The following is a 15,746-nucleotide window of genomic DNA, read 5'->3' as shown; positions in this document are numbered from 1 at the left end:
AAAGACCTCAGGCGGGGTCGTGCCAGCGCCCGAGCAGCCGCGCCACCGCGCGCACGCGCTGCGTGTCGCGGCCCCAGCGGCGGCTGGCGGGCAGCTTGCGCGCCCACTTCATGCGCCGCGCCGCATTGGCGATGCGCTCGCGCACCTCTTCGTTCACCGTGGCGAGCGCCGCGTGCCAGTGCTGGCCGGCGGCCTGCGGCGCGGCGGCCTCGAGCATCATGGCCGTGGAGTGCAGGTAGCTGAGCCAGTCGCGCGCCTGGCATTCGGCCAGCGTCATGACCTCGGCGGGGTCGTCCTCGAAATCGATGTAGCCGATCACGCCGTCGGGGCACTGCACGAGGTTGCGGTCGAAGGCCTGGCTCAGGTGCTGGCCGCGCACGTGCACGGCCGCGATGGCGGCGAGACCTTCGCGCCACACGGCGAGCAGCGCGGCGGGGCCTGCCGCAGCGGCCTGGTCCAGGCGCTCTTGCAGCACGACGGTGGCACGGCCGCTTTCGCCGAGGTCGGAAATGAGCAGGCCATCGGGCTGCTGCGCCAGCACCGTCGGCACGCGCAGGCCCGCGGCCGCGAGCTGCTTCAGGCGCCGCGCTTCAGTGGCGATGGCGGCTTCGCCGCCGGGGTTGGGCACCGGCTTGATGATGTCCAGCCGCGCCATGCGCGCGACCGCCGCCATCACGCGGTAGCCCCACTTGCCGTGGCGCGGCCCGGCCTTCTTGAGCCACACGCGCTCGCTGCCCAGGCGGTGGCTCGCCACGTTCTTCTCCTGCTTCGGAAGCGTGAGGCGAAGGAACTCGGCGTAGTCGCCGGGCGACGGGGGCGTGGGCAGCGCGTCGAGCGGCGCCGGCGCCGAAGCCGCGCCTTTCGCGCTGTGCAGGCGCGTCGAAGCGCCTCGTCTCAGTGGGTTCATGCGGCCATTGCAAAGCCCGGGACGAGGCCATAGGGCCCCTGCGTCACAGGCTGGAAACTCTCGGCACTGGCCAGCGGCCAGTAGGTACGGAAGACATTGTGCTGCGCATCGAGCGGCCCGAGCAGCGCGCCCGGCTGCACCTGCATCACCAGGTTGCTCAGGAGGCGCACCTCGGTGTCGGAGATGCGGCGCACGATGTGGTGGGCGGTGATCTGCTGCGGATGGTCCAGCCCCGCGGCCTGCACCAGCTCCTGCAGCGCATGCAGCGTGCTGCGGTGGAAGTTGCGCACCCGGTCGGCCTTGGTCGGCACCACCAGCGCCTGTTGGCGCAGCGGGTCCTGCGTGGTCACGCCCGTGGGGCAGTGGCCGGTGTGGCAGCTCTGCGCCTGGATGCAGCCCAGCGCCATCATGAAACCGCGCGCCGCGTTGCACCAGTCGGCGCCCAGCGCCATCATGCGGGCCACGTCGAAGGCGGTGATCACCTTGGCCGCGCAGCCGATCTTGATGCGGTGGCGCAGGTTCACGCCGATGAGCGTGTTGTGCACGAGGAGCAAGCCCTCTTGCAGGGGCGCGCCCACGTGGTCGCTGAACTCCACCGGCGCCGCGCCCGTGCCGCCCTCGGCGCCGTCCACCACGATGAAGTCGGGCGTGATGCCCGTGGCCTGCATCGCCTTGACGATGCCGAACCATTCCCACGGATGGCCGAGGCAAAACTTGAAGCCCGTCGGCTTGCCGCCCGAGAGCTCGCGCAGCTTCGCGACGAAATGCATCATCTCGGTCGGCGTGGAGAACGCGCTGTGCGAGGAGGGCGAGATGCAGTCCACGCCCACCGGCACGCCGCGCGCGGCCGCGATCTCGGGCGTGACCTTGGGGGCGGGCAGCACGCCGCCGTGGCCGGGCTTGGCGCCCTGGCTCAGCTTGATCTCGATCATCTTCACCTGCGGGTCGCGCGCATTGGCGGTGAAGCGCTCGGCATTGAAGGTGCCGTCGTCGTTGCGGCAGCCGAAGTAGCCCGAGCCGATTTCCCAGATCAGGTCGCCGCCGTGCACCCGGTGGTGCTGCGAGATCGAGCCCTCGCCGGTGTCGTGCGCGAAGCCGCCCATCTTGGCGCCCTGGTTGAGCGCGAGGATCGCGTTGGCCGACAGCGCGCCGAAGCTCATTGCCGAGATATTGAACACGCTGGCGTTGTACGGCTGCGTGCAGACCTGTGCGGGGTTCGCGCCGACCGGCTGCGGCGTGCCGCCGATCACGATGCGGAAGTCGTGGTTCGCAAGCTTGGTCGGCTGCATCGAGTGGTTGATCCACTCGTAGCCCGCGATGGTCACGTTCAGCTGCGTGCCGAAGGGGCGGTTGTCCGGCTCGCCCTTGGCGCGCTGGTAGACCAGCGAGCGCTGCGCGCGCGAGAAGGGCGCCGCTTCGGAGTCGCTCTCGATGAAGTACTGCCGCATCTCGGGGCGGATGAATTCGAGCAGAAAGCGCAGGTGGCCGATGACCGGGTAGTTGCGCAGGATCGCGTGGCGCGGCTGCCGCAGGTCGTGGATGCCGGTACCTGTGAGTACCGCGAAGACCACGACGCCGGTCCAGGCGAGCCAGAGGTGCGGCGACACCAGCCCGAAGGCCAGGCAGGCGACCAGGCCGACCACGCACAAGGCAAAGGCGCTGTAGCGCGCCGGAAACGGAATAATCGTGGGCATAGAAATAGATGACTCCGGGAGCCTGCTGCATCATAGAGGGCTGCCCCGAACCTGCCATGACGACTTCTCCCGACACCTCTTCTCCCCCCGCCCCCGCCCAGGAACCCCTCGGCCCCGACGATTTCGATGCCCTGGACACCGCGCTGGACGCCATGCGCGAGCACGACGAGGAAATCCCCCAGTGGGAGTTCTGCGAGGGCTTCATGGCCGCGCTGATCTGCACCCGCCGGCCCATCGCGCCCACCGAATACTGGCCCGTGCTGCTGGGCGACAGCTTCGTTGCCGCCCAGCACATGGAATTCGTCTGGAACTGGAAGCGCCGCTGGCGCGAGATCGAAGAGGGCCTGGACGCCCCCGTCGAGACACTGGACGACGAGCGCAGCTGGCAGCCCGAGGTGCTCGACACCCGCGGCGCCATCGCCTCGCTGCCCGAGGAAGAGCGCGCCGAAGTGGCCGGCGAGGAGATTCCCTCGTTCGCGCAAGTCTGGGCGCTCGGCTTCATGTACGCGGTCGAGAACTGGCCCGAGGACTGGGCCACCCCGCGCGACAAGGACGCTGCGCAGATGCTGGACGACGCGCTCGACAACATCGTCGCGCTGACCGAAGACGACACCGCCAAGCCCACGCTCTCGATGTACAGCGACGACGCGCCGCCCAGCGTGAGCCAGCAGCGGCTGGACGACTTCGGCGCCGCCATCTGGGCGGTGTACGACCTGCGCCAGCTCTGGAAGAGCCTGGGGCCGAAGGTCGAGACGATCCGCAAGGAAGCGACGCCCGGTCGCAACGATCCTTGCCCCTGCGGCAGCGGCAAGAAGTACAAGAAGTGCCACGGTGAGTGACTGGGGGCTCCGTTCAGGGCGCGATCCCGCCGACGGGGTGCCTTGCTCCGCGAATGTCCCCCGGCCTTCGGCCTCCTCCTTTATTTCGCTGCGCAAGGCACCCCATCGGCGTGCTCGTCATGCAGTGCGGTCGTTGATCGGCCAGCACAACGACAGCGCCCTGTGTGCGCAGGGCATCGGGTGCTCCCCGCAGCGAAATCAAGGAGGAGGCGAAGCCGGGGGACATTCGCGGAGGGGAGTACCCGGTGGCCTGTGCACGCGCCCTGAACAAGAGCGCCCCCAATGACCCCCGCAGCAGAGCCCCTGACACCCCGCGCCGCCTGGGTCATGGTCCTCGCCCTGTGCGCAGGCGTCGCACTCAGCCAGGCTTTCCGCACAGTCGGCGCCATCATGGCGAGCCCGCTGCAGACGGATTTCAAGCTCTCCGCCCAGGCCCTCGGGATCTTCTCGGGGGCTTTTCATTTCGCGTTTGGCGCAATGCAGCTCTTCATGGGCATCGGCATCGACCTGCACGGCGTGCGCCGCACGGTGCTCGTGGCCTTTCCGATCGCCATCGCCGGCGCGCTGCTCTCGGCGGTGGCGTCCACTTATCTCGTGCTGGTCGCGGGGCAGGCGCTGATCGGCGTGGGCTGCGCGCCGGCCTTTCTGGTGTGCACCGTGTTCATCGCGCGGCACTTTCCGGCGGCGCGCTTCGCCACCGTCTCGGGCATGGTGCTGGCCATCGGCGGCATCGGCATGCTGGCGACCGGCACGCCGCTCGCGTGGCTGGTCGAGGCGTATTCGTGGCGCGCGGGCTTCCTCGTGCTGGCCGTTGCCGCGGCGCTCGCGTGGCTCGCGATCTGGTACTGGGTGCATGAGCCCGCCTCGGCCGTGCCGCAGGTGAAGGAGTCGATTCCCCAGGCGATCCGCCAGTTCGGTGCCCTCTTCGCGATGCCGCACACGCTGGGCATCATGGTGCTCGGCGCGGTCACGTATGCCGCGTTCATTTCGCTGCGGGGCCTGTGGCTCGGGCCGCTGATGATGGAGCGCCACGGCTACTCGCTCGTGCAGAGCGGCAACGTCGCGCTCGCGGTGTCGGTGATCTCGCTCGTCGGTGCGCCGCTCTTCGGGCGGCTGGATCGCGACGGCGCCGCGCGCCGCCGCTGGATCGTGATCTGCGGGCTGGTCTACGCCGCGCTCTTCGCGCTCATCGCCGTGCTGCACTCGGCGTGGCTCGACATCTTCGGCATGGTGCTGATCGGCGTGCTCTCGGGCTTCATCGTGTGGCAGTACGCCGACGTGCGCGTGGCGTATCCCGTGACGCTCACCGGGCGCGCGATGGCCGTCTTCACGATGGCGATGTTCCTGGGCGTTGCGCTGATGCAGTGGGGCACCGGCGTCGCGGCTTCCATCGCTGCGGCGCATGGCGGCGATCCGCTCACGGCCGTGCTAGGCACCATCGCCACCTTGCTGGTGCTGGGCATCGCGGCCTTCGCGTGGCTGCCCGCGCCGAAGGCCGTGATGACCGTCAGATCTTGAAGGCGCGCTGGATATCCGGCCGCACGAGGTCGGCGTATTCGCGGTGCTTGCGGATGTACCCCGCGATGAACTGGCACACCGGAATCACATGCAGCCCCTTCGCGCGCGCCTCGCCCAGCACGTGCCTGGCGATGCCCGAACCGACGCCCTTGCCTTCGAATTCAGGCAGCACCTCGGTGTGCGTGAACATGATCGCGTCGGTCAGCAGGTTGTATTCGGCGTAGCCCGCGAGCTGGCCGTCGATGGTGGCTTCGTAGCGGTGGGCCGCTTCGTTGGAAGTGAAGACGATGTCGTTGCTCATGAGGGTTGGCTCGAAAGAAATTTGGAAAGATTGCCGGCCGCCGTGGCGCGCACCTTCTTGCGCAGCATCGGCGTCCAGCCCAGCAGGAGGCCCGGCGTGCCGAGCGCCTGGCGCGACCAGGTCCAGAACGGAAACGTATCGCGGTGCGTGGCGATCAGCCCCTCGGGCGTGAAGGTGAAGCGCGCGTCGATGCTGTTGTCCACCAGCCGGCCCGTGGCGCTGAAGCGGTAGTGCGCGTCCCAATGGGCGCTGCCCGTGGTGTCGTCGGCCTTCACGTCGCGAAAGCTCATGCGCCACACGTCCGCGCCCTTGGCCTTGGTGGCGGTGGTCAGCATGCGCCACATGCCGCCCACCTCGCGCCGCCCGCGCAGGGAAAAGGCCTCGTCGTCGAACACCGCATCGGGCGCGTAGCAGGCCTCCATGGTGGCGGCGTCGAGCCGGGCGAACGCGCTGTAGAAGCGCTCGATGGTCTGGGCATTGGTGGCTGCTGTCATGAGGCCTCTTGGAGTTTTGGGGAAGTCAGATCGACACCGGGACGTCGCGCGCGCGGAAATCATAGACGGCGCGGATGCGCCGGTCTGTTCGGATCTCGCGGTGCACCGCGAGCCAAACCGGCAGCGAGGGGATCAAACGTTGACGCATTGTGAATTGAATGGCGCCTTTCGATAATGCCGGCAATGGATGAAAGAAGAAACTTTGTCCGGCTGCTGGGAGGCGGTGTTGTGGTGGCGGCAGGCGCGGTTGCTCTGGCAACCTGGTGGCTTCACTCCGACATTCCGGCGGCCGCGCTCGAGATATGGAACGGGCCCGGCAACGAGCCCGATCCGCGCAGGCGCGCCGTGGCCTATGCGGTCACCGCACCGACCGCGTACAACTGCCAGCCGTGGTTGGTGGACCTGCGCGAGCCCGATGCCATCGTTCTCTACTGCGACCGCGAGCGGCTGCTGCCCGAGACCGACCCCTACGGGCGGCAGGCCCTCATCGGCCACGGCGCCTTCATCGAACTCCTGGGGATGGCGCTCGCGCAGCAGGGCATCCTGGCCAGCGTGCAGCTGTGGCCGCAGGGCGAACTGCCGAGCGAGCCGCGGCAATGGCCGCACATTCCGGTGGCGCGGCTGCGGCTGTCGGGTGGCGGCGCGCCCGATCCGCTCTTCGCGCAGGTGCTCAGGCGCCGCACGCCGAAACAGCGTTTCGACATGGGCCGGCCGGTGTCGGCCGACATGCTCCAGGGGCTCACCGCCATCGCGCCCGTGGGCGGCGTGGTGCGGGCCGACGGCACGGTCGACATGCCCCGCGTGCGGGTGCTGCGCAAGCTCTGCGCGGCGGCCGCGCGCGTGGAGATCGTCACGCCCGGCACCGCGCTGGAAAACCTGCGGATGCTGCGCGTCGGGCCGCAGGAGATCCTGGAACACCGCGACGGCTTCTCGCGCAACGACCCGGCGCTGCGCCTGGCGATCGCGTTCGGGCAGTTCGACCGTAACGTGCCCGCGCCGGAAGACAGCGAGTCGTTCAAGGAGACCCTCCAGGTGTTCGAGGACCAGGCCCACACAGCCATGGGCTTCGTCTGGCTCAGCACGCGCGGCAACAGCCGCACCGACCAGGTCGCCGCGGGCCGCGCCTATGTGCGCCAGCAACTGCGCGCCACCGAGCTCGGCGTGGGCCTGCACCCGATGAGCCAGCCGCTGGAGGAATTCGCCGAGATGGCGCCGCACCACGCCGCGGCGCACGACCTGCTGCTGGGCGCCGAGCCCCCGCGCAATGCGCGCAGCCCGACGCTGCAGATGATGTGTCGCCTCGGCTATCCGATGGCGCCGGTGCAGGCCGCGCCGCGCCGCGCCATCGGTGATTTCATGATGGCCTGAAGGCCGGCGCCGGGCTCAGTCGCCCAGCAGTTCCACCAGCGTCTGCAGCGCGTAGTGCACCGTGGCCGCGCGCACCGTGGCGCGGTCGCCGTCGAAGCGGCGGCGCTCGGTGCGCAGCTGCCCGTCGACCGACCAGCCGAACCACACCGTGCCGACCGGCTTCTCGGGCGTGCCGCCCGTGGGGCCGGCGATGCCGGTCACCGCGATGGCCGCGCGCGACGGGGCCGAGCGCGCGATGGCGCCCACGGCCATGGCGCGCGCGACCGGCTCGCTGACCGCGCCGTGGGCATCGATCGATGCCGCATCGACGCCCAGCAGCTCGGTCTTGGCCGCGTTGGAGTACGTGATGAAGCCGCGCTCGAACCACGCGCTGGAGCCGGCCAGCTCGGTGCAGGCCGCGGCGATCAGGCCGCCGGTGCAGCTCTCGGCGGTCGAGAGCAGCCAGCCTTTTTTCAGCAGCCGCTGAGCCACCGCGGCGACCAGCGCGGGCGTGTCCTGCTCGGAGAGCGGCAACAGGGTCGAAGAAGAATCCATCAGAGGTTCACCATGCGCGCCAGAGCGCAATGACCAAGAGCGTGCAGAAGGCCGCCACGAGGTCGTCCAGGATGATGCCGAAGCCCGCGCGCCACCAGCGTACCTGTGCGGCGTCGCGCTGCTTGAAAAGCCCATCGGCCCAAGCCACCGGGCCGGGCTTGGCGGCATCGAAGAAACGGAAGAGGCCGAAGGCGATCGCCTGCGCAAAGAGCCCGGCCGGCGTGACCAGCCAGAGCACGATCCAGAAGGCGACGACCTCGTCCCACACGATGGCGCCGGGGTCGGCCAGGTTCATGTCGCGCGCCGTCACCGTGCAGGCCCACCAGCCGATGGGCAGCGACGCCAGGATGATCCAGCCGATGGTGGCCGGCGTGAACCACAGCTGCATCACCGCGAAGGCGACCCAGGCCCACAGCGTGCCCACGGTGCCGGGCGCGAAACGCGGCAGGCCCGAGCCGAAGCCCAGCGCGATGGCGTGCGCGGGGTGCCCGAACAGAAAGCGCAGGGTGGGGCGGCGGATGGAAGGTTGCGGCATGGCGCCGGACAGTGGGGCGTGGGAGGAAGAAGGAGAAGCGGCTTGCATCAGGCCCGAAGTGTCGCGCATCCGGGCGCCGGACTCCTCGGACGGTGGATTTTATTTATCAAAGCAATAACTTGTTTAATTGAATGGGGGCGCCTAGTATCCGGGCTCCTTCCAGTCTTTCGGGTCCGCCATGCCGCCTGCCGCCGCTTCTTCTTCCTCTTCCTCTTCCTCTTCCTCTTCCTCTTCCTCTTCCTCTTCCTCTTCCTCCGATCCTTCCGCGCCTTCCCCGATCTCGCCGCCGGCCACGGCCGGGTGGGGCGAACTCTTTACCGGCCGCAATGGCTGGCGCGCGCTGGCGCTCACCGGCGGCGTCGCGTTGCACGCGGTCAACGTGCACATCGTGACCACCGTGCTGCCTTCGGTGGTGCGCGAAATCGGCGGGCTCGATTGGTACGCATGGAGCACCACGCTCTTCGTGGTGGGCTCGATCCTCGGGGCGACGCTCTCGGTGCGCCTCCTCGCGATGCTCGGCCCGCGCGGCGCGTGCCTGGCGGCGCTGGCCGTGTTCACCGCCGGTTCGATGGGCTGCGCCCTCGCGCCGGCGATGCATTGGATGCTCGCCGGCCGCACGGTGCAGGGGCTGGGCGGCGGCATGCTCGCGGCGTTGAGCTATGCGCTGATCCAACTGGTGTTCGCGCCGCGCCTCTGGCCGCGCGCGGTGGCGCTGGTGTCGGGCATGTGGGGCGTCGCCACGCTGTGCGGGCCGGCGGTGGGCGGGCTGTTCGCGCAATCGGGGCACTGGCGCTGGGCGTTCTGGTTCCTGCTGCCGGTGGCCGCGGCGCAGGCGCTGCTGGTGGTGGTGCAGTTGCGGCCCGGCGCCGGCGTGCGGCATGCGCGTCCGGCGACCCTGCCGCGCATTCCGGCATTGCAGATCGGCTTGCTGGCCGCCTCGGTGCTGGTGATCGCGGCGAGCGGGCTGCTGTCCGACCTCGCCTGGCAGGCGGTGGGCGTGGTGCTGGGCCTGGCCATCGGCGTCGTCGCCACGCGCGTGGATCGCCGCGCCACGGTGCGGCTGCTGCCGACCGGCGCCTACGCGTTGAGCGCGCCGCTGGGCGCCATCTATGCGAGCGTCGCGCTGCTGCTGGTCGGCACCACCACCGAGATCTTCGTGCCGTACTTCCTGCAGTTGCTGCACGGCCATTCGCCGCTTGCGGCGGGGTATCTGACGGCCGCGATGGCCGGCGGCTGGAGCGCGGGCTCGCTGCTCTCGTCGGGGCGCAGCGGCGCAGGCGCCGACCGCATGCTGCGCGCCGGTCCCGTGGCCTGCACGCTGGGGCTCGTGGCGCTCGCGCTGCTGCTGCCGTTCCCGGGGTATCTGGGGGCGGTCAACGAGACCGTGCTGGTCGCCCTGGCGCTCGCCATCGTCGGCCTGGGCGTGGGCATCGGCTGGCCGCACCTGGTGACGCGCGTGCTGTCGCTGGCGCCCAAGGGCGAAGAAGGGCTGGCCTCCGCCTCGATCACGACGATCCAGCTCTATGGCATGGCCGTGGGCGCGGCGGTGGCGGGGCTGGTGGCCAATGCGGCGGGGCTCACGCTGCCGGGCGGCGTCGAGGGTGCGCAGTCGGCCGCGGCGTGGCTGTTCGCGAGCTTTGCGCTCGCCCCTGCGCTGGCCGTGTGGCTGGCGTACCGCGTGGTCGCGGCACGCCGCTAGGCAACGCTCAGGCCGCGGCGACGCCTTCCCACGCCAGCGCCCGCTTGCGCTCGCGCACCCGCTTGGCATCGCCGCGCAGGATGGCCACCAGGTCGTACACCTCGAAGGGCAGGTGCGCGCCGCGCCAGGCGACGTGCTGGTCCGCGCGGCACAGCACCAGGCGATGGGCGTAGGCCTTGGGCACTTCGGCGGTCTCGATGTCCAGCACCGTGAGCGGCATGTTGTAGGTCTGCGCGGCGCGCTCCAGCGGCCGCACGTCCACGCTGCGGTCGAAGCGCAGCAGCGTGTAGCCCGGGCCGAACGCGTCGTACAGCGAGCGGCCGTCGGCCAGCCAGAAGTGCGGCGCGCGGCAGCCGGGCACGGTGGACGGCGTGAAGTCGCCCATCGAATAAGGGGGCGCCGTGTGCTCGCCGTCCGCGATGATGATCGGCGAGCCCGTGTAGAAGTAGCCGAAATTGAGCCCCGCGCAGCAGAACTGCTGCACGTTGAGCGCGTAGGCCTCGCTGCCGATGTCCGCGCGCAGCGCCTCGCCCTCGGGGCCGGGCGCCTCGATGTTCTGCGGCACGGCGCGGCGTGCGCGGATCATCTTCTGCGCATGGTCCATCGCGAAGTTCGACACCTGCTCGGTGATCGGCTGGCGCTCGGCCTCGTAGGCGTCCAGCATCGACTCGTCGCCCCAGCCCTGCACGCAGGCACCCAGCAGCCACGAGAGGTTCAGCGCATCGGCGATGCCCGCGTTCATGCCGTAGCCCGCGTACGGCACCCACAGGTGCGCCGCATCGCCCGCAAGGAACACGCGGCCTTCGCGGAAACGGTTGGCCACCAGGCGCCGGCCGATCCAGTCTTCCTTGCTGATGACTTCATAAGTGAAGTCGGGCCCGACGCCCAGGATGTCGCGCAGCGCCTGGTCGCGGTCGACCGAATCGAACTCGGGCTCTTCGGCGTTCAGGTGGTTGTGCACCAGCCAGGTCTCGTGCCCGTCGATGGCGAACATCGTGCCGCAGCGGCGCGGGTTCATCGCGTAATACGACCACGCGGGCTTGCCGGGAATCATGGCGCGCAGCTGCGGCGCGCGGATGAAGGTGGACTGCACGCGCTGGATGACCGCCGTGCCTTCGAGCTTGGCGCCGATCTGCTTGCGTACCGCCGAGCTGCCGCCGTCGCAGCCGACCATGTAGCGGCAGCGGATGCTGCGCGTGACGCCGCCGTCCATCTCGGTGGCGATGGCGGTCACACCGTCCTTGTCCTGCGTGAAGCCCGCGAACTGCGTGCGGTTGAGCAGCTGCACGCCCGGCAGCGCCGCCGTGTGCTTGAGCAGGATGGGCTCCAGGTAGATCTGGTTGATGCGGTGCGGCGGCTCGGGCGTGGGCCACCACGCGTCGGGGCCCTCGGTCTCGGTGTAGCGGTCGCGCCGGCACGGGATGGGAATGCGCGTGAGTTCGGCGCCCGTCACCGTGGTGCGGAACACCACGTCGTTGGGATAGTCCGCGGGCAGCCCCGCATCGCGCAGCTTCTGCGCGACGCCCAGGCGCCGGAACTGCTCCATGGTGCGCGAGGCCACGTGGTTGCACTTCACGTTCGGCGGCTCGGCGAAGCGGCGCGTCTCGCAGATGATCACCGAGACGCCGCGCGACGCCAGGTCCATGGCGAGCGTGAGGCCCACGGGGCCCGCGCCGACGATGAGAACGTCCGCCTTCAATGTCGTGTCGCTCATGGTGCCTTCTTGCCTGTTGTCTCTGTCTTCGGTTTTGTCAGTCGAGCCGGATGTTGGCGACCTGGATCACCTTGGCCCACTTCTTCGTTTCGCTGCGGATGTAGGCCTCGAAGGCCTCGGTCGAGCTCGGTGCGGGCTCCGCGCCGAGGTTGCGCATCGCGGCCTTGATCTGTTCGTCGCCGAGCGCGGCGTTGATCTCCGCGTTGAGCCGCGCCACGATGGGTGCGGGCGTGCCGGCCGGCGCCACCACGCCGAACCAGCCGGTCGAGTCGTAGCCCGGCAGGCCCGCCTCGGCCACGGTGGGCACGTCGGGCAGCATCGGCACGCGCTGCGCGCTGGTCACCGCGAAGGCGATCAGCTTGCCGGCCTTGATCTGCTGCAGCGACGCGGGCAGGTCCACCAGGGCCAGCTGCACCTGCCCCGCGAGCGCATCGAGCGCCGCCGGGCCCGAGCCGCGGTAGGGCACTTCGATGAGTTTCACGTCGGCCATCTGCGCGAAGAGCGCGGTCGACAGGTGCATCGCCGTGCCGTTGCCGCCGTGGCCGATCGAGAGCGTGCCCGGCTTGGCTTTGGCCAGCGCAATCAGTTCGGGCAGCGTGCGCGCGGGCACCGAGGGATGCCCGACGATCACGAACGGCGTGGCGGCCACCATGCCGACCGGCTTGAAGTCCTTCACCGGGTCGAAGGGCATCTGCGCATAGAGGCTCACGTTGGCGGTGAGCGCGCCGGCCGCGCCCAGGCCGAGCGTGTAGCCGTCGGCCGGCGCCTTGGCCACCAGCGAGAGGCCCACGTTGCCGCCGGCGCCGGGGCGGTTGTCCACCACCATCTGCTGGCCCAGCTTCTCGTTCAGCCGGGGCACCAGCATGCGCACCACGGCGTCCGCGCTGCCGCCGGGCGGAAAGGTCACCACCATGCGGATCGGGTGGGTGGGGAAATCGGCGTTGGGCGCTTGCGCCAGGGCGGCGGTGCCCAGGAGGGTGCAGGCCGTGGCCAGCAACAATTGCCTGCGAAGCTTGGGCGCCTGGCGGGCGATCGGTGCTGTCATTCGGACTCCTTGATTGTTTCTTTTACTTGGTTTCGAGCGATTGAACGCTGCGGAAATTCATTCGTAAATCGAGAAATTTCGTATCAAATATCAGTTCTCCTTATGAATGAAAACTTCAGTCCTACGTTCAGCCCGACGATTCGCCAGCTGCGCGCGTTCCTCGCGGTGCACCAGCTGCGCAAGCTCAGCGCGGCCGCGCAAAGGCTGTTCGTCACCCAGTCGGCGGTGAGCATGCTGATCCGCCAGCTCGAGGAAGGGCTGGGCACGCGCCTGTTCGACCGCACCACGCGTTCGCTCAAGCCGACCGCGGCGGCCGACGAAATGCTCGCCACCGCGGAGCGCATCCTGCGCGACGTCGATTCGCTCTCCATCGGCTTTCGCGAGCTGACCACGCTCGAGCGGGGGCGCGTCTCGCTGGCCATCACGCCCACGCTCGCCACCTTTCTCTTGCCCGCGGCGATCCGCAGCTTCAGCGAAGAGCACCCGAAAGTTCGCGTGATGGTCAACGACTGCGCGCCCGACCAGTTCATCTCGCGCATCCTGGGCGAGCACGTGGACTTCGGCATCGGCACCCCCGAGCGGCCCGGCGCCGAGGTCGAGGTGCAGCGGCTCATGCGCGACCACCTGGCGCTCGTGTGCCGGAACGACCATCCGCTGGCCAAGGCGCGCGTGGTGCGCTGGACCGACCTGGGCGGCCACCCCGTCATCACCGTGCGCCCCGGCTACGGCGTGCGCCCGCTGATCGACGGCACCGCGGCGGACGCGGGCGTGGCGCTGGACGTGGTGAACGAGGTGTCCTTTCTCTCCACGGCGCTCTGGATGACGGCCAGCGGCATGGGCGCATCGATCATGCCCTCGGCCTTCGCGCGCGATGCGAACGATCCGCCGCTGGTGATCAAGGTGCTCAGCGCGCCGCGCGTCTCGCGCGACATCTCGGTGGTCACCAAGCGCGGCCATTCGCTGTCGGTCGCGGCGCGCGCGCTGATCGATGCCATCAAGCGCTCTCTATAATTTTTAGATCCACACAAAATCGGGGAGGGCCCGTCCCATGAGAGCTTTCATTCAACGCATGGGCGCCCTGTCGCTCGTCCTGGCCTTCAGTCTCGCGCTCGCGGCCTGCGGCAACAAGGAGGCCGAGCAGCGCACCGCCTTCATCGAATTCCTGCAGACCCGCGTGCTCGACAAGCCCGGCCTTCGCGTGCCCTCGCCCAGCGAAGAGCAGAAGACATCGTTCGGCGACTACGCCAAGCACTACGCGGTGATCACCGATTTCAACGAAGGCATGAACAAGTCGGTGAGCCAGCCGATGGGCGACGTCATGGCCAAGGGCGCGCTGCGCTCCATCGGCGACCTGGCCACGCGCCGCGACGACCTGAAGGCCGCCAAGGAGGGCCTGGCGGGCCTGCGCACCGCGCTCGACCAGCAGCTGGCCAAGGCCGATGCCGCACGCGCGCAACTGAAGCAACCCGATGACCTGAAGCAGGTCTACGACAAGGCCTACGAGAAGACCGTCTCGGCGCCGGCCGCCACCTTCAAGGAGGTGTTCCCCGCACTGGACACCACGTTCGACGGCGCACTGGCCGTGGGCGATTTCCTGCAGCAGAACAAGTCGAAGATCCAGATCTCCGGCGCGTCGGTCACCGTGACCGATCCGGCCGTGCAGGCCGAGCTCAACAAGATGCTGCAGAACCTCAATGGCCAGTCGGCAGCGATCAATGCGGCCCAGCGCAAGATGCAGGCGATGGTGCGCGGGAGCTGATCAGACGAAGTGGTCGAACGAGCCGAAGCGCTGCGCCACCGGCGCGCCGCCCGCGTCCACGATGCGCAGGCCCGCTTCGGCCTCGATGCGGCCGATGCGCGTCACGCGCGTGGCGCTGTCCTTGCCGGCCTGCTCGACCGCCGCGCGCGCCGAGGGCGGCGCGGTGAACACGAGCTCGTAATCGTCGCCGCCTGAGAGCGCGCAGGTGCGCAGCGTCTCGGTGCTCAGGCCCGTCGTGCCGGCGGCCGCAACCGTCCCGACGGCCGCATCCACATCGAGCGTGGCACCGACCTGGCTCGATCCGAGGATGTGGCCCAGGTCGCCCACCAGCCCATCGCTCACATCCACCGCCGACGAGGCGATGCCGCGCAATGCCTGCCCCAGCGCCACGCGCGGCGTGGGTTGCTCCATGCGCATGCGGGCCTGTGCGAACGCGTCAGCAGGCAACGCGATCGTGCCGCGGAACACCTCGAGCGCCAGCCGCGCATCGCCCAGCGTGCCGCTGACCCAGATGTCGTCGCCGGCCCGCGCGCCCGAGCGCAGCAGCGCCGCGCCGGCGGGCACTTCGCCGAAGACCGTGATGCAGATGTTGAGCGGGCCGCGCGTGGTGTCGCCGCCCACGAGTTCGCAGCCGTGTTCGTCCGCGAGCGCGAAGAGGCCGCGCGAGAAGCCTTCGAGCCAGTGCTCGTCGATGCCCGGCAACGCGAGCGCGAGCGTGAAGGCCAGCGGCTTCGCGCCGCAGGCCGCGAGGTCGCTGAGGTTCACCGCCAGCGCCTTGTGGCCCAGCCGTGCGGGTTCGACGGTCGAGAGAAAGTGCCGCCCCTCGACCAGCATGTCGGAGGACACCGCCAGCTGCATGCCCGGCGCGGGCGCAAGCAATGCGCAGTCGTCGCCCACGCCCAGCGGGGAGCGCTTGGCGGGGCGTTTGAAATAGCGTGTGATCAGGTCGAATTCACCCATGGGGGTGGAGCATAAGGGGTGCGTGGGCCAGTGATGGACGCATCGATTTCGCCACGAACCGCCTCGCAGGTTCGCCGGATCTCGCGCGCTGCGGCTAGAGTCGGGCGAAAAGAGGGGGAAATCCAATGGCGCCAACGCTTGGCTCAGTCTTGCTGCTTTCGGGTCTTGCCGTCGCGTTTGCAGCGCAGGCCGGCATCGCTCTGCATGCTTTCACGGGGAATCCGGGCAAAGGTCTTCTTTGCCTTTTCGTGCCGCTCTACGTGTACGTCTATGCGAGGCGGCACAAGGTCGGGGTCTGGCTGATGCGCGGCTGGTATCTGGGCATTGCCCTGTTCATTGTCGGCGCCACGCTCGCTTCGTGAGGTGAGGTGGGCTGCGG

17 protein-coding genes are annotated in these 15,746 nt (G+C 69.5%); 7 read left to right on the top strand and 10 right to left on the bottom strand.

What is annotated here, in order from left to right; all coding sequences use genetic code 11:
* Positions 1-7: 7 nt before the first annotated feature.
* A complete protein-coding gene (locus tag JC881_RS24460) occupies positions 8-907 on the bottom strand; it encodes a hypothetical protein (protein WP_198788314.1) in 900 nt (299 codons plus the stop codon).
* Entirely contained in the window at positions 904-2,601 is a 1,698-nt protein-coding gene (locus JC881_RS24455; RefSeq protein ID WP_198788313.1) for an FMN-binding glutamate synthase family protein, read from the bottom strand. The genes JC881_RS24460 and JC881_RS24455 overlap by 4 nt, the downstream gene beginning before the upstream one ends.
* 56 nt (positions 2,602-2,657) lie before the next feature.
* Here JC881_RS24455 and JC881_RS24450 point away from each other — a divergent pair, with 56 nt between their 5' ends.
* Both JC881_RS24450 and JC881_RS24445 read left to right on the top strand, forming a co-directional pair.
* Positions 2,658-3,440: a UPF0149 family protein gene (locus JC881_RS24450; protein WP_198788312.1), complete on the top strand. Its 783-nt coding sequence runs from the start codon at positions 2,658-2,660 to the stop codon at positions 3,438-3,440.
* Positions 3,441-3,767: 327 nt separating this feature from the next.
* A complete protein-coding gene (locus tag JC881_RS24445; RefSeq protein WP_443083372.1) occupies positions 3,768-4,958 on the top strand; it encodes an MFS transporter in 1,191 nt (396 codons plus the stop codon).
* Here JC881_RS24445 and JC881_RS24440 read toward each other — a convergent pair.
* The 3 genes from JC881_RS24440 to JC881_RS24430 are packed head-to-tail and all read right to left on the bottom strand — an operon-like array spanning position 4,948 to position 5,901.
* A complete protein-coding gene (locus JC881_RS24440) occupies positions 4,948-5,259 on the bottom strand; it encodes a GNAT family N-acetyltransferase (RefSeq protein WP_198788310.1) in 312 nt (103 codons plus the stop codon). The two genes, JC881_RS24445 and JC881_RS24440, sit on opposite strands and share 11 nt — an antisense overlap.
* A complete protein-coding gene (locus tag JC881_RS24435; RefSeq protein ID WP_198788309.1) occupies positions 5,256-5,753 on the bottom strand; it encodes a nuclear transport factor 2 family protein in 498 nt (165 codons plus the stop codon). Before JC881_RS24435 ends, JC881_RS24440 begins: the two co-directional genes overlap by 4 nt.
* 25 nt (positions 5,754-5,778) lie before the next feature.
* The gene (locus tag JC881_RS24430; RefSeq protein WP_332875283.1) at positions 5,779-5,901 is read right to left on the bottom strand and encodes a hypothetical protein; all 123 of its coding nucleotides are present in this window, start codon (positions 5,899-5,901) and stop codon (positions 5,779-5,781) included.
* 35 nt (positions 5,902-5,936) lie between these two features.
* On the opposite strand from JC881_RS24430, the gene JC881_RS24425 reads away from it, so the two are divergent.
* Entirely contained in the window at positions 5,937-7,121 is a 1,185-nt protein-coding gene (locus JC881_RS24425) for an Acg family FMN-binding oxidoreductase (RefSeq protein ID WP_233102008.1), read from the top strand.
* Positions 7,122-7,136: 15 nt separating this feature from the next.
* Here the strand turns inward: JC881_RS24425 and JC881_RS24420 are convergent, their stop codons facing one another.
* Together JC881_RS24420 and JC881_RS24415 are read right to left on the bottom strand one after the other, a co-directional pair.
* Positions 7,137-7,655 (bottom strand): CinA family protein, encoded by a 519-nt coding sequence (locus JC881_RS24420; protein ID WP_198788307.1) that lies wholly within the window; start codon positions 7,653-7,655, stop codon positions 7,137-7,139.
* Positions 7,656-7,662: 7 nt separating this feature from the next.
* Positions 7,663-8,190 carry a phosphatidylglycerophosphatase A family protein gene (locus JC881_RS24415; RefSeq protein WP_198788306.1) on the bottom strand — a complete coding sequence of 176 codons (528 nt, stop codon included), beginning with the start codon at positions 8,188-8,190 and terminating at the stop codon, positions 7,663-7,665.
* Between the two features lie 277 nt (positions 8,191-8,467).
* On the opposite strand from JC881_RS24415, the gene JC881_RS24410 reads away from it, so the two are divergent.
* Entirely contained in the window at positions 8,468-9,889 is a 1,422-nt protein-coding gene (locus tag JC881_RS24410; RefSeq protein WP_198788330.1) for an MFS transporter, read from the top strand.
* 7 nt (positions 9,890-9,896) lie between these two features.
* On the opposite strand, the gene JC881_RS24405 is transcribed toward JC881_RS24410, so the two are convergent.
* Together JC881_RS24405 and JC881_RS24400 are read right to left on the bottom strand one after the other, a co-directional pair.
* Positions 9,897-11,603 carry an FAD-dependent oxidoreductase gene (locus JC881_RS24405; protein ID WP_198788305.1) on the bottom strand — a complete coding sequence of 569 codons (1,707 nt, stop codon included), beginning with the start codon at positions 11,601-11,603 and terminating at the stop codon, positions 9,897-9,899.
* Positions 11,604-11,640: 37 nt separating this feature from the next.
* Positions 11,641-12,648, bottom strand: coding sequence for a Bug family tripartite tricarboxylate transporter substrate binding protein (locus JC881_RS24400; RefSeq protein ID WP_198788304.1), 1,008 nt, complete (start codon positions 12,646-12,648; stop codon positions 11,641-11,643).
* Between the two features lie 102 nt (positions 12,649-12,750).
* On the opposite strand from JC881_RS24400, the gene JC881_RS24395 reads away from it, so the two are divergent.
* Together JC881_RS24395 and JC881_RS24390 are read left to right on the top strand one after the other, a co-directional pair.
* Positions 12,751-13,659, top strand: a complete 909-nt coding sequence (locus JC881_RS24395) for a LysR family transcriptional regulator (RefSeq protein WP_198788303.1) — start codon at positions 12,751-12,753, stop codon at positions 13,657-13,659.
* 37 nt (positions 13,660-13,696) lie between these two features.
* The gene (locus JC881_RS24390) at positions 13,697-14,407 is read left to right on the top strand and encodes a DUF3053 domain-containing protein (RefSeq protein ID WP_198788302.1); all 711 of its coding nucleotides are present in this window, start codon (positions 13,697-13,699) and stop codon (positions 14,405-14,407) included.
* On the opposite strand, the gene thiL is transcribed toward JC881_RS24390, so the two are convergent.
* The gene (gene thiL, locus JC881_RS24385) at positions 14,408-15,367 is read right to left on the bottom strand and encodes a thiamine-phosphate kinase (RefSeq protein WP_198788301.1); all 960 of its coding nucleotides are present in this window, start codon (positions 15,365-15,367) and stop codon (positions 14,408-14,410) included.
* A gap of 125 nt (positions 15,368-15,492) precedes the next feature.
* On the opposite strand from thiL, the gene JC881_RS24380 reads away from it, so the two are divergent.
* Complete coding sequence (locus JC881_RS24380; RefSeq protein ID WP_198788300.1) at positions 15,493-15,729, top strand: hypothetical protein; 237 nt, start codon at positions 15,493-15,495, stop codon at positions 15,727-15,729.
* Positions 15,730-15,746: the final 17 nt, after the last annotated feature.

This window comes from Variovorax sp. IB41 (assembly GCF_016405905.1).
Classification (GTDB): domain Bacteria; phylum Pseudomonadota; class Gammaproteobacteria; order Burkholderiales; family Burkholderiaceae_C; genus Variovorax.
This window is presented reverse-complemented; position numbering and strand designations above follow the sequence as displayed.

Bases quoted from the DNA above. Each gene is read 5' to 3' on its own strand.
- JC881_RS24460 (WP_198788314.1), bottom strand. From the start codon at position 907: ATGAACCCACTGAGACGAGGCGCTTCGACGCGCCTGCACAGCGCGAAA.
- JC881_RS24455 (WP_198788313.1), bottom strand. From the start codon at position 2,601: ATGCCCACGATTATTCCGTTTCCGGCGCGCTACAGCGCCTTTGCCTTG.
- JC881_RS24450 (WP_198788312.1), top strand. From the start codon at position 2,658: ATGACGACTTCTCCCGACACCTCTTCTCCCCCCGCCCCCGCCCAGGAA.
- JC881_RS24445 (WP_443083372.1), top strand. From the start codon at position 3,768: ATGGTCCTCGCCCTGTGCGCAGGCGTCGCACTCAGCCAGGCTTTCCGC.
- JC881_RS24440 (WP_198788310.1), bottom strand. From the start codon at position 5,259: ATGAGCAACGACATCGTCTTCACTTCCAACGAAGCGGCCCACCGCTAC.
- JC881_RS24435 (WP_198788309.1), bottom strand. From the start codon at position 5,753: ATGACAGCAGCCACCAATGCCCAGACCATCGAGCGCTTCTACAGCGCG.
- JC881_RS24430 (WP_332875283.1), bottom strand. From the start codon at position 5,901: ATGCGTCAACGTTTGATCCCCTCGCTGCCGGTTTGGCTCGCGGTGCAC.
- JC881_RS24425 (WP_233102008.1), top strand. From the start codon at position 5,937: ATGGATGAAAGAAGAAACTTTGTCCGGCTGCTGGGAGGCGGTGTTGTG.
- JC881_RS24420 (WP_198788307.1), bottom strand. From the start codon at position 7,655: ATGGATTCTTCTTCGACCCTGTTGCCGCTCTCCGAGCAGGACACGCCC.
- JC881_RS24415 (WP_198788306.1), bottom strand. From the start codon at position 8,190: ATGCCGCAACCTTCCATCCGCCGCCCCACCCTGCGCTTTCTGTTCGGG.
- JC881_RS24405 (WP_198788305.1), bottom strand. From the start codon at position 11,603: ATGAGCGACACGACATTGAAGGCGGACGTTCTCATCGTCGGCGCGGGC.
- JC881_RS24400 (WP_198788304.1), bottom strand. From the start codon at position 12,648: ATGACAGCACCGATCGCCCGCCAGGCGCCCAAGCTTCGCAGGCAATTG.
- JC881_RS24395 (WP_198788303.1), top strand. From the start codon at position 12,751: ATGAATGAAAACTTCAGTCCTACGTTCAGCCCGACGATTCGCCAGCTG.
- JC881_RS24390 (WP_198788302.1), top strand. From the start codon at position 13,697: ATGAGAGCTTTCATTCAACGCATGGGCGCCCTGTCGCTCGTCCTGGCC.
- thiL (WP_198788301.1), bottom strand. From the start codon at position 15,367: ATGGGTGAATTCGACCTGATCACACGCTATTTCAAACGCCCCGCCAAG.
- JC881_RS24380 (WP_198788300.1), top strand. From the start codon at position 15,493: ATGGCGCCAACGCTTGGCTCAGTCTTGCTGCTTTCGGGTCTTGCCGTC.